The sequence below is a fragment of the Streptomyces sp. NPDC002032 genome (genome assembly GCF_042890765.1).
In the GTDB taxonomy this organism is placed as follows: Bacteria; Actinomycetota; Actinomycetes; order Streptomycetales; family Streptomycetaceae; genus Streptomyces.
The window spans coordinates 434,362-446,882 of the sequence record NZ_JBIASM010000002.1 but is presented as its reverse complement, the minus strand read 5'-3'; the positions used below and the strand labels follow the sequence as shown (position 1 = coordinate 446,882).

Annotated in this window: 7 protein-coding genes; 4 read left to right on the top strand and 3 right to left on the bottom strand. The window is 73.5% G+C overall.

Annotated features, from left to right (window positions below; all coding sequences use genetic code 11):
- Positions 1–91: 91 nt before the first annotated feature.
- Entirely contained in the window at positions 92–1,009 is a 918-nt protein-coding gene (locus tag ACFYYT_RS06180; protein ID WP_351819474.1) for a sulfurtransferase, read from the bottom strand.
- A gap of 101 nt (positions 1,010–1,110) precedes the next feature.
- A complete protein-coding gene (locus ACFYYT_RS06175) occupies positions 1,111–2,439 on the bottom strand; it encodes a hypothetical protein (RefSeq protein WP_351819477.1) in 1,329 nt (442 codons plus the stop codon).
- Between the two features lie 145 nt (positions 2,440–2,584).
- Between ACFYYT_RS06175 and ACFYYT_RS06170 the strand changes: the two genes are divergently transcribed.
- From ACFYYT_RS06170 to ACFYYT_RS06155, 4 genes are all read left to right on the top strand, one after another.
- Entirely contained in the window at positions 2,585–3,157 is a 573-nt protein-coding gene (locus tag ACFYYT_RS06170) for a hypothetical protein (protein ID WP_351819480.1), read from the top strand.
- Between the two features lie 211 nt (positions 3,158–3,368).
- The gene (locus ACFYYT_RS06165; RefSeq protein ID WP_351819483.1) at positions 3,369–4,109 is read left to right on the top strand and encodes a response regulator transcription factor; all 741 of its coding nucleotides are present in this window, start codon (positions 3,369–3,371) and stop codon (positions 4,107–4,109) included.
- Entirely contained in the window at positions 4,106–5,185 is a 1,080-nt protein-coding gene (locus ACFYYT_RS06160; protein WP_351819486.1) for a HAMP domain-containing sensor histidine kinase, read from the top strand. The genes ACFYYT_RS06165 and ACFYYT_RS06160 overlap by 4 nt, the downstream gene beginning before the upstream one ends.
- A 258-nt stretch (positions 5,186–5,443) precedes the next feature.
- The gene (locus ACFYYT_RS06155; RefSeq protein ID WP_351819489.1) at positions 5,444–9,349 is read left to right on the top strand and encodes a multifunctional oxoglutarate decarboxylase/oxoglutarate dehydrogenase thiamine pyrophosphate-binding subunit/dihydrolipoyllysine-residue succinyltransferase subunit; all 3,906 of its coding nucleotides are present in this window, start codon (positions 5,444–5,446) and stop codon (positions 9,347–9,349) included.
- 135 nt (positions 9,350–9,484) lie between these two features.
- Here ACFYYT_RS06155 and fxsT read toward each other — a convergent pair whose 3' ends face one another.
- The gene (gene fxsT / locus ACFYYT_RS06150; protein ID WP_351819492.1) at positions 9,485–12,487 is read right to left on the bottom strand and encodes an FxSxx-COOH system tetratricopeptide repeat protein; all 3,003 of its coding nucleotides are present in this window, start codon (positions 12,485–12,487) and stop codon (positions 9,485–9,487) included.
- Positions 12,488–12,521 lie beyond the last annotated feature (34 nt).

Genomic DNA, 12,521 nt, shown 5'->3' with positions numbered 1-12,521 from the left:
CGGCCGCTGCCGTACCCGACCCCAGGGGTTCCCCCTCCCGCCCGCCGAGCCCCGGGACACGGTGAACCGGCCGGCGGGAGGGGGCGGCGCGTCAGGGGCCCGTGGCCACCGGGCGGTCCGGTGAGGGCAGGCCCCATTCGCTCCAGGAGCCGTCGTACACCGCCGTGTCCCGGTATCCCGCGAGAGCGGCCCCCAGCGCGAGCACGCACGCCGTGACCCCGGACCCGCAGCTGAAGCGGAGCCGCTCGCGGCCGCCGGTCACCGCCTCGAAGGCCGTACGGAGCTCGCCCGGAGGCCGCATCCGCCCGTCCGGGCCCCGGAGCTCCCCGAACGGCAGGTTCACCGCGCCCGGCATGTGGCCACCGCGCAGCCCCGGCCGGGGCTCGGGGGCGGCGCCCTCGAAGCGCTCCCGGGTGCGGGCGTCGAGCACGGCGGCGGCCGGGTCGGCCAGGGCCGCCGCCACCGCGGCGGCGTCCACCAGCAGCCCGGCGCGCGGCCGGGCGGTGAAGGAGCCGCGCGGGCCCTCGTACGCCGCCGCCGCGGGCTCGACGGGCAGTCCGGCGGCACCCCAGGCGGGCAGGCCCCCATCCAGGACGGCCGCCCGCTCGAAGCCCATGGCGCGCAGCATCCACCAGGCGCGGGCGCTGGAGTAGATCCCGGCGGCGTCGTAGACGACCACGGTGGCGCCGTCGTCGAGGCCGAGGCCGCGCATCGCCTCGGCGAACTCCGGGGCTGCGGGCATGGTGTGCGGGGCGGCGGCGGTGTGGTCGGACAGGGCGCCGTCGAGGTCGAAGGGGCGTGCGCCGGGGATCCGGGCGGCGGCCCCCCGGTGCGCGCCGACGGAGGCGTCGAACAGGACCGGCCCGTCCCGGCCGATCCGCTCCGCGAGCCACTCGACCCCGACGAGCGGCCCGAACCCGGGGCTCTCGGACCCCTCGGACGCGGCGGGGGCCGAGAGGGGCGGTGGGGCCGATGGCGATGGTGGGGTCGAGGGGGATGGTGGGGGCATGCGGCACCTCCGGAGGCGCGACGGGCCCCGCCCGCCCGGGCGTCGGGCCCGCCGGGTGTCTGACGCGGGCCGCCCCATCCTCCCCGCCCCCCGGGGCCGCCCTATCCGCAGCCCCCCGGTCTCGCGTACACCGCCACGCGCGCGCCCCGGACCGGGGTGAGCGAGCAGCGTTCGAAGGAGGCGGTCAGGGTGTCGCGTTTGGCGGCCTCGCGGGGGTACGGGTCCAGGGGCTGGTCGGGCGGGTCCAGGAGGGCGATGACCCGGGGGGCGTCCCGCAGGGCCTCCCGCAGGGCCTCCCGGATGCGCTCCGGCGGGAGTTCGGCGCCCTGGAGGGTGCGCGAAGCGGCCGGGGAGCGGTCCAGGGCCACGTCACGCAGGCCCGCGTAGAGCGTGGGCGAGGAGAGCAGCCATTCGCGCCGCCGCGCGGGCATGAACAGCACCGCGTCCCCGGGCCGCGCCCGCTCCCGCACGGCGGCGGCCACCGCGAGCACGTCGTCCTTGCGGCTCTCGGGGGTCCGCAGCCACGCCGACCACCAGCCGAACGGCACCAGCAGCGCCGCCGCCAGCAGCCACGGCCCCCACCCCCGGGCCCGCGCCGCCCGGCCCCCGGCCAGGAGGGCGAGCCCGGCGAGGGCGTAGAGGACGTACCGGTCGACGTACCAGGGGTGCACCAGCGAGACCGCCATCAGCAGCCCCGGCGGCAGCAGCGCGAGCGGTACGGCGACCCGTACGAGGGCCGTGAGGTCCCGCTCGGCGGCGCCCCGCGCGAGCAGCAGCACCGCGCCGGCGAGCACCCCGTACGCCGCCCAGTCCTGCCAGGACGGCCGGCCGAGCCAGCCGAGCTGCGCCTGCGCCTGGCGGGCGCTGACCAGGGCGAGCGGCAGCAGCCCGGCGGCCACGGCGGCGGCGCTCCAGCACCAGCCGCGCGAGTGCCGGGCGACGGGGGCGTGCGCGAGCAGGGCGAGGGCGGCGAACTCGTGCAGCCAGCAGCCGAGGAGCAGCACGGCGGCGTACGCGGCCCACCGCTCGCGCAGCATCAGGTAGGTGGCCCAGACCACGGCCGCGGCGACGAGGGCGTACGAGCGCCCCTCCTGCGCGTAGGCCTGCACGGGCGGGAGCAGGGCGTAGGCGGAGCCGGCGATCAGCGCGGCCCGCCCGCCCGCCAGCCGGTGCGCGACCGCGGCCACCCCGGCGGCGGCGAGCGCGGCGCCGGCCACGGACGGCAGCCGCAGCGCCCACAGGCCTCCGTCCCACAGGCCGAACACCCCGTGCATCAGCAGGTAGTAGAGGCCGTGGACGGCGTCGACCCGGCCGAGGAGCGCGGCCAGGTCGGGCAGGGGGCGGTGGGCGACCTGCCAGGTGGTGGACTCGTCACGCCACATGCTGCCGCCGCCGGGGCCGCGTTCCAGGGCGAGCAGGCCGAGGAGCACGGCGAGGAGCGGCGGCAGCCAGCGCCAGGGGGCGGTGCGGCGGATGGCGGCCTCCGGGGGCTCGGGCGCCCGGGTGCCGGGTGCTTTCCGTGGCGGGGCGGGGACTCCATACTCGGGGTTCGGCCGAGTCCCCGCGGAGGTGGGTGTGCGAACGTCCCGAGTGTGTGCCGCGGTGGCGGCGGTACTGGTGGGCGCGGCGGCCGCGGCCGGCTGCGGGCCCGGCGACTCCGGCGACCGGCCGGCCTCCTCCCCGCCGGCGTCCGCATCGGCGTCCGCATCGGCGTCCGTCTCCTCCTCCGCATCCGCGGACCCCCCGGCGCGCACCCCGCCCGCGAGCCCTTCCGCGAGCCCCTCCACCACCGCTCCCCCCTCGGCGTCCGCGACCCTGCTGCGGGTCTCGCGCACCGGCGGCTACGCGGGCCGGACCCACACCCTCCGCATCGCCCAGGACGGCTCCTGGACCCGGCTCGGCGCCGCCGGCCGGCCCGAGGGAGCGGGCACGCTGGACCCGGCCCGGCTGGAGGCGCTGCGGGCGGCCCTGCGGGAGGCGGACCTGCCCCGGCTGCCCCGCTCCGCGACGGCGGACCCGCCGGTCAGGGACGGTTTCACCTACTCCTTCGCCCACGGCGGCGTCGAGGTCTCCGCCGACCAGAACGCCCTCGCACCGGGTCTGGCGAAGGTGCTGGCCGCCCTCCCGGGCTTCGACCCGGGGTCCTAGGGCCGCCGCCCGGTGTCGCCGCCGCGTCCGCGGGTACTCCGTACGGGGGTGCCGGGGCGCGGGGCCGCCCGGGGCCGCGCACCGTCCGGCGGGCCTCCCGGGGGCCGGGCGTCACCCGGCGGTCACTGTCCGAACCGCACATAGCCGCAGGCCGGTGCCTCCTCTACGCTGCACCCCAACACGCGACACGCGGGATCTTCAGGGGCGGGACATGGAACAGACACACACCACCCACAGCGGCGCCGCGGCCACCCCCGGCGCCCAGCGGCGCGTGCTCGTGGTCGAGGACGACCGCACCATCGCCGACGCCATCTCGGCCCGGCTGCGGGCCGAGGGCTTCCAGGTACAGACGGCGTACGACGGCCCGGCCGCCGTGGCGGCGGCCGAGAGCTGGCTGCCCGAGCTGCTGGTGCTGGACGTCATGCTGCCCGGCTTCGACGGGCTGGAGGTGTGCCGCCGAGTGCAGGCGCAGCGGCCCGTCCCGGTGCTGATGCTCACCGCCCGCGACGACGAGACGGACATGCTGGTCGGCCTCGGGGTCGGGGCCGACGACTACATGACGAAGCCGTTCTCCATGCGCGAGCTGGCCGCGCGGGTCCACGTACTGCTGCGCCGGGTGGAGCGGGCCACGCTGGCCGCGCACACCCCGCGCGGGGCGACGCTGCGCCTGGGCGACCTGGAGATCGACCACGCGCAGCGCCGGGTGCGGGTGCAGGCGGAGGACGTGCACCTGACGCCGACGGAGTTCGACCTGCTGGTGTGCCTGGCGGGGACGCCGCGCGCGGTGCTCTCGCGCGAGCAGCTCCTCGCGGAGGTGTGGGACTGGGCGGACGCCTCGGGCACCCGTACGGTCGACAGCCACATCAAGGCGCTGCGCCGGAAGATCGGCGCGGAGCGGATCCGTACGGTCCACGGCGTCGGGTACGCCCTGGAGACGCCGGCGCAGCCGTGAGCGGCCGCGCCCCCGGGCCGGGGCTGCGGCCCTATTCGCCGTTCTCCATCAAGACGAAGCTGGGCACGCTCGTCGTGGTGTCGGTGTTCATCACCACGGGCCTGCTGATGGTGGCCCTGCGCACGGCGACGGAGCTGCGGTTCATCACGGTGTTCTCGGTGATCGCCTCGATGCTGATCACCCAGTTCGTCGCGCACAGCCTGACGGCGCCGCTGGACGACATGACGACGGTGGCCCGGGCGATATCCCACGGGGACTACACGCGCCGGGTGCGCGGGGCGGGCCGCCGTGACGAGCTGGGCGATCTGGCCGCGACGATCAACCTGATGGCCGACGATCTGGAGGCCGTGGACAGGCACCGTAAAGAACTGGTCGCGAACGTCTCGCACGAGCTCCGCACGCCGATCGCGGCGTTGCGGGCGGTGCTGGAGAACGTCGTGGACGGGGTCTCGGAGGCCGATCCGGAGACGATGCGCACGGCGCTGAAGCAAACGGAACGGCTCGGCCGGCTGGTGGAGACCCTGCTGGACCTCTCCAGGGTGGACAACGGGGTGGTGCCGCTGAGGGCCCGCCGCTTCGAGGTGTGGCCGTATCTGTCGGGGGTGCTGAAGGAGTCGGGGCTGGCGGCCGCCGGGCGGCCCGGCCTGGCGTCGGGCTCGGGCGGGCACACCCGCAACGACGTGCACCTTCACCTGGACGTCTTCCCGACCGAGCTGACGGCGTACGCGGACGCGGAGCGGCTGCACCAGGTGGTCGCGAACCTGATCGACAACGCGGTCAAGCACAGCCCGCCGCACGGCCGGGTGACGGTCCGGGCGCGGGCGGGCCAGGCGGCCGGGAGCCTGGCCCTGGAGGTCGTCGACGAGGGACCCGGAATCCCGGAGGCCGAGCGCCACCGGGTCTTCGAGCGCTTCAACCGGGGCGCGGCGCGGGGCGGGGACGGGGGCACCGGTCTGGGTCTGGCCATCGCCCGCTGGGCCGTCGGCCTGCACGGGGGCCATATCGGCGTGGCCGAATCGTCACGGGGTTGCAGAATCCTCGTCACACTTCCGGGCAGCTCACCGGCATCGTCTTGACGTAGGGTTCTGAAGGGAAGGACATGATCTCGGCCACATGTGCCCGGGGTCGTCAGGGGTGCGAAGCCGCGGGGGTCGCAACCTGGATGCCCCCTACCCGAACCACGCTTGTTTCCCGCCATTCCACGTGGTGAAACCCGCCGTTCGGTGTGACCTGCGCGACGGAAGTCCCGCCCGGCCTGCATCACACCGCGGGGGAGGCGTAGCCTTTATTCCCGCTGTCCATACCTTGTGAAGCGGAAGAGGGCGGTTGCCGCCGTGTCGCCACAGTCCCCCAGTAACCCGAGCACCACGACCGACGCAGCAGAGGGCGGGAAGACCCCTGCCTCAGGCTTCGGCGCGAATGAGTGGCTCGTCGACGAGATCTATCAGCAGTACCTCCAGGACCCGAATTCGGTCGACCGGGCCTGGTGGGACTTCTTCGCCGACTACAAGCCGGGTGGCGCTGTCGCTCCGGTGAAGTCGGACAGTCCCGGGAAGTCCACGACGACGGAGGGCGCCTCCGCACAGGCCGCCACCTCCGCCCCAGCCCCTCAGGCCACCGTCGCCGCCGCCACGGGGGCGGCGCGCGCCGTGCCTCCCGCGGCCGGCAACGGCCTCGCGGGAGCGGCTCCGGCCGCCCCGGCCTCTCCGCCTGTGTCAGCTCCTGCCCCTGCTCCTGCCACCCCCTCTGGTGCCCCTGCTGTGACTGTCACCCCCCAGGCCCCGGCCGCCGCACCGGCCGCTCCTGCCCCTCAGACTCCGGCCGCCGCTCCCGCAGCACAAAAGGCCGCGCCCGCCACCGAGGCCCCCTCCGGCCCCGAACTGGTGACGCTCCGCGGCCCCGCTGCTGCCGTGGCCAAGAACATGAACGCCTCGCTGGAGGTGCCGACGGCCACGTCCGTGCGCGCCGTCCCGGTGAAGCTGCTGTTCGACAACCGCATCGTCATCAACAACCACCTCAAGCGCGCCCGGGGCGGGAAGATCTCCTTCACGCACCTCATCGGCTACGCGATGGTGCAGGCGATCAAGGCCATGCCGGCCATGAACTACTCCTTCGCGGAGAAGGACGGCAAGCCGACCCTGGTCAAGCCGGAGCACGTGAACTTCGGCCTCGCGATCGACCTGGTGAAGCCGAACGGCGACCGCCAGCTCGTCGTCGCCGGCATCAAGAAGGCCGAGACCCTCAACTTCTTCGAGTTCTGGCAGGCCTACGAGGACATCGTCCGCCGGGCCCGCGTCGGCAAGCTGACGATGGACGACTTCACCGGCGTCACCGTCTCGCTGACCAACCCCGGCGGCCTGGGCACCGTGCACTCCGTGCCCCGCCTGATGCCCGGACAGTCGGTCATCATGGGCGTCGGCTCCATGGACTACCCCGCCGAGTTCCAGGGCACCTCGCAGGACACCCTGAACAAGCTGGGCATCTCCAAGGTCATGACCCTGACCTCGACCTACGACCACCGGGTCATCCAGGGCGCGGCCTCCGGCGAGTTCCTGCGCATCGTCGCGAACCTGCTGCTGGGCGAGAACGGCTTCTACGACGACGTCTTCGAGGCGCTGCGCATCCCGTACGAGCCGGTCCGCTGGCTCCGGGACATCGACGCCTCGCACGACGACGACGTCACGAAGGCCGCCCGCGTCTTCGAGCTGATCCACTCCTACCGGGTCCGCGGCCACGTCATGGCCGACACCGACCCGCTGGAGTACAAGCAGCGCAAGCACCCCGACCTCGACATCACCGAGCACGGGCTGACCCTGTGGGACCTGGAGCGCGAGTTCGCGGTCGGCGGGTTCTCCGGCAAGTCGATGATGAAGCTCCGCGACATCCTCGGCGTGCTGCGCGACTCGTACTGCCGCACCACCGGCGTCGAGTTCATGCACATCCAGGACCCGAAGCAGCGCCGCTGGATCCAGGACCGCATCGAGCGCCCGCACACCAAGCCGGAGCGCGAGGAGCAGCTGCGCATCCTGCGCCGCCTGAACGCGGCGGAGGCCTTCGAGACGTTCCTGCAGACGAAGTACGTCGGCCAGAAGCGCTTCTCCCTGGAGGGCGGCGAGTCCGTCATCCCGCTGCTCGACGCCGTCATCGACTCGGCCGCCGAGGCCCGCCTCGAAGAGGTCGCGATCGGCATGGCCCACCGCGGCCGGCTGAACGTCCTCGCGAACATCGTCGGCAAGTCGTACGCGCAGATCTTCCGCGAGTTCGAGGGCAACCTCGACCCGAAGTCCATGCACGGCTCCGGCGACGTCAAGTACCACCTGGGCGCCAACGGCACCTTCACGGGCCTGGACGGGGAGCAGATCAAGGTCTCGCTCGTCGCGAACCCCTCGCACCTGGAGGCGGTGGACCCGGTCCTGGAGGGCGTGGTCCGCGCCAAGCAGGACATCATCAACAAGGGCGGCACGGACTTCACGGTCCTGCCCATCGCCCTGCACGGCGACGCGGCCTTCGCGGGCCAGGGTGTGGTCGCCGAGACGCTGAACATGTCGCAGCTGCGCGGCTACCGCACCGGCGGCACCGTGCACGTGGTCATCAACAACCAGGTCGGCTTCACCGCCGCCCCGGAGTCCTCGCGTTCCTCGATGTACGCGACCGACGTGGCCCGCATGATCGAGGCGCCGATCTTCCACGTGAACGGTGACGACCCGGAGGCCGTGGTCCGCATCGCGCGGCTCGCCTTCGAGTTCCGCCAGGCGTTCAACAAGGACGTGGTCATCGACCTCATCTGCTACCGCCGCCGCGGCCACAACGAGTCCGACAACCCGGCGTTCACGCAGCCGCTGATGTACGACCTGATCGACAAGAAGCGCTCGGTGCGCAAGCTGTACACCGAGTCCCTCATCGGTCGCGGCGACATCACCCTGGAAGAGGCGGAGCAGGCGCTCCAGGACTTCCAGGGCCAGCTGGAGAAGGTCTTCGCGGAGGTCCGCGAGGCCGCCACGCAGCCCGCGGTCGCCCCGCCGGCCCCGGTCTCGCAGGCCGACTTCCCGGTCAGCGTGAACACCGCGGTCTCCCAGGACGTCGTCAAGCGGATCGCCGAGTCCCAGGTCAACATCCCCGACGGGGTCACCGTCCACCCGCGTCTGCTGCCGCAGCTGCAGCGCCGCGCGGCGATGATCGACGAGGGCACGATCGACTGGGGCATGGGCGAGACCCTGGCCTTCGGTTCGCTGCTGATGGAGGGCACCCCGGTCCGGCTGTCCGGCCAGGACTCCCGCCGCGGCACCTTCGGCCAGCGCCACGCGGTCCTCATCGACCGCGAGACGGGCGAGGACTACACCCCGCTGCTGTACCTGTCGGACGACCAGGCCCGCTACAACGTCTACGACTCGCTGCTCTCCGAGTACGCGGCGATGGGCTTCGAGTACGGCTACTCGCTGGCCCGGCCCGAGGCGCTGGTGCTGTGGGAGGCGCAGTTCGGTGACTTCGTCAACGGCGCGCAGACCGTCGTCGACGAGTTCATCTCCTCCGCGGAGCAGAAGTGGGGCCAGACCTCCGGCGTCACCCTCCTGCTGCCGCACGGCTACGAGGGCCAGGGCCCGGACCACTCCTCGGCCCGCCCGGAGCGTTTCCTCCAGCTCTGCGCGCAGAACAACATGACGGTCGCGATGCCGACCCTGCCGTCGAACTACTTCCACCTGCTGCGCTGGCAGGTCCACAACCCGCACCACAAGCCGCTCATCGTCTTCACCCCGAAGTCGATGCTGCGTCTGAAGGCCGCGGCGTCGAAGGCGGAGGAGTTCACGAACGGTTCGTTCCGTCCGGTCATCGGTGACGCGACGGTGGACCCGAACGCGGTCCGCAAGGTCGTCTTCTGCGCGGGCAAGGTCTACTACGACCTGGAGGCCGAGCGGGAGAAGCGCGGCATCACGGACACCGCGATCATCCGCATCGAGCGCCTGTACCCGCTGCCGGGTGCGGAGCTCCAGGCGGAGATCGCCAAGTTCCCGAACGCGGCGAAGTACATCTGGGCCCAGGAGGAGCCGGCGAACCAGGGTGCGTGGCCGTTCATCGCGCTGAACCTGATCGACCACCTCGACCTGGCCGTCGGCGCCGACATCCCGGCCGGCGAGCGCCTGCGCCGCGTGTCGCGTCCGCACGGCTCGTCGCCGGCGGTGGGCTCCGCGAAGCGCCACCAGGCGGAGCAGCAGCTCCTGCTGAACGAGGTCTTCGAGGCGTAGGCCTAGGCGTAGGCCTGGACGTAGGCCTGGACGCAGTCGAAGGCGTGGGCGCGGTCACCGCGCCGAGCCGGACAGCCGGAAGGCCCGGCCCCCTCGTGGGGCCGGGCCTTCCGGCTGTCGCGTACGGGCGGGGGCCTACGGCTGGGGTTCGAAGTCCCAGTAGGGGCGGGTCTGCTGGCGGGCCGAGACGGTGTGGACGTGCTGGGGGCCCAGGGTGCGGGTCAGGGACTTCAGGCCGGCTTCCTCGTGCTTGGAGGCCTCCGCGTCCTCCCGTACCGCGCGGAGGTCCGCGGCCAGGGCGATCTGGGCGCTCAGCGTCATCGGGTGGTCGGGGCCGAGGACCCGTTCCGCGCCGCGCAGGGTCTCGCGGCTGAGGTCCACCGCCGATTCCAGCCGGCCGGTGATGTTGCGGTGCCCGGTGGCGTTCAGGGCGCAGCCCAGGGTCCAGGGGTGGCGGTCGCCGAGGGCGCCCCGCATGCCGACCAGGGCCTGTTCGGAGAGGTTGAGCGCCTCGGTCCGCTCGCCCTGGGCGCGCAGCACGAGGGCGAGGTTGCCGACGGTGCCGATGCTGTACGGGTGGGCGAGGCCCAGCTGGGTCTGGTAGCCGCGCACGACCTCCTCGGAGATCCGGCGGGCCTCCTCGATGTCCCCGTACTCGCGCAGGTAGGTGGCGTAGTCGGAGGCGACCATCAGGGTCCAGGGGAATTCGGCGCCGAACACCCGGGTGGAGCGTTCCAGGACGCCGCGCAGCCGGGATCCGGCGCCGGGGATGTCGCCGGAGCGGCGCAGGCACATGCCGAGGTTGTGTTCGGCGCGCAGGGTCTGGGGGTGGTTGGGGCCCAGGACCTGGGTGTTGAGCTTGAGGCCCTGCTCCTGGCGGGCGAGGGCCTCGCGGTAGCGGCCCATGAGGCGCAGGCCCATCGCGCAGCCGATGCCGGAGGAGAGGGTGGCGATGTGCCGGACCCGCAGCACCCGTTCGCGGCGGCGCAGGGTGTCGAGGTCGGTGTCGTAGGCCTCCTGGTAGCGGCCGAGCAGGCGCAGGGCGACGGCGACGTTGTTCTGGGCGTTGAGGGTGGTGGAGTCGTCCTCGCCGAGGAGTTCGCGGTAGGTGGCGAAGGCGTGCTCCAGCAGTTCCCTGGCCCGGTCGAACTTGGCGGTGCTGAGCAGGACTCCGGCGTAGGTGCTGGTGGCGCGCAGGGTCTCCAGGTCGCGGTGGCCGCGTTCGGCGACGAGCCGGTCGGCGACGGAGCGCGCGAGGGTCTCGGCCTGCCGGAAGTGGCCGAGCATGCGCAGGGCGCCGCCGTAGTGGTAGCTGAGCTCGCGGACCTGGTCGTGGTCGTCGCCCAGCATGGCCCGCCAGACCGCGTCGGTCTGTTCGGACAGGCGCAGACAGGTGCGGTACTCGCCGGCCAGGATCAGGTAGCGCAGACAGTGCAGCAGGAAGTTCTGGATGCGGGGGTTGCTGCTGGTCAGGACGCCGGCCGAGTCGAGGTGCGGGATGAGTTCGGCGTACCGGGGCCAGAGCCGGGAGTCGGTGGGGCGGCCGGGGTCGGCGGCGGCGAGGACCTGGCGGACGGCGCGGGAGAGCTGGTCGGCCTCGTCCTCGGCGAGGTTGCCGCGGACGATGTTGTGGACCATGCGGTGCAGCTGCACCGTCTCCAGTCCGCCGCCCTCCTCGACGGCGAGGTCGGAGTACTCCAGGCGGACGACGGAGAACTGGACGAGCTTGTTGAGCGCGGCGTTCCAGCGGACCTGGTCGTTGATCAGCCCGGCGAGGTGCTCGGGGACGTCGTCGGCGGGGAACTCGCGCAGCAGCCGCAGCGGGACCCGGCCGGGCGCGAAGAAGACGAACAGCCGCAGCAGGGCGAGGGCGTCGGGGAAGCTCTCCCGGACGTTGTTGAGGAGTATGGCCAGCGCGGTCGGGAAGGGCAGCGGGTAGTCGTCGGAGAGGGTGACGGCCTCGTGGGAGTCCAGCCGGTGGCGCAGGAGTTCGAGGTACTCGCCGACGCGCATCGGGGAGTCGGCGAGCCAGCCGGCGGTCTGGTCGAGGGCGAGAGGATAGTCCTCCAGCGCCTCGGCGAGCTGGTCGGCCTCCTCGCCGGTCAGGCGCAGGGCCCGGCGGCGGATGAAGGTGATGGACTCGGGGCGGGCGTAGAGGGGGACTTCGACGAGGCTGGTGTGCCGGGCGGCCCATTCGCGGTTGCGGGAGGTGATGATCACGTCTCCGGCGCCGGAGGGCAGCAGGTCGGTGAGGTCGTCGGGGCTGTCGCAGCCGTCGAACACGATCAGCCACCGGTGGTACGGAGACCCGCGCCGCAGCGCCTCCAGTACGGCCCGGATCTGTTCGCCGTAGCTGCCGGCGCCGCGGGGCAGGCCGAGGGCGGGCGCGAGGTCGGCGAGGCGTTCGCGCAGGGTGGGCCGGTCCTCGGCGGGCACCCACCAGACGACGTCGTACTCGGAGGCGAAGCGGTACGCGTACTCGGTGGCGACCTGCGTCTTGCCGACGCCGGAGAGGCCGAGCAGGGTGACGGTGGAGGCGCCGGGCGGGGCGTCGGTGAGGGCGGCGCGCAGCCGGCCGATGACGTCGTTGCGTCCGGTGAAGCGCGGGTTGCGGCGCGGGACGCGGCCCCAGATCTCGGGCGGGTCGTTGGGGAAGCGGGGGCCGCGGCGGCCGCTCTCGGTGCCGATCCGGTCGGTGGGCAGCTCCAGGCGGCGCAGGACGCGGTACTCGGCCTCGTAGGAGTCCAGGCCCCACAGGTCGGTCTTCTCCAGCGCGGCGACGGCGCTGGGCAGCGGGGCGTCGGTGAGGCAGACGGCGGCGAACCGGCCGGGGTGGGCCTCGGTGACGGCGCGCAGCGCGGTGTTCCACTCGTCGTCCGTGTGGGTGCCCGCGGAGAAGTAGCGCTCGCTGAGGACGAGGAGGACCTTGCCGCCGGCCCGGGGCAGGTCGTCCAGGGCTTCGGTCAGGCCCGGGCTGGTCTGGGGGTCCCAGCGCTGGAGCGCGACGCGGTGGCCGTGCTCTTCCAGACGGTGGGCGATCCACGCCGCCCAGGGGCGGTTGAAGCCCGCGAAGCTGATGACGAAGCGCTGCGGCGGGGCGGCTCCGTCGCGGTCGAGTCGCGTACCGGTACCGGTCATGCGGCCGTCTCCCTGGGGTCCGGGCGGTGGACGG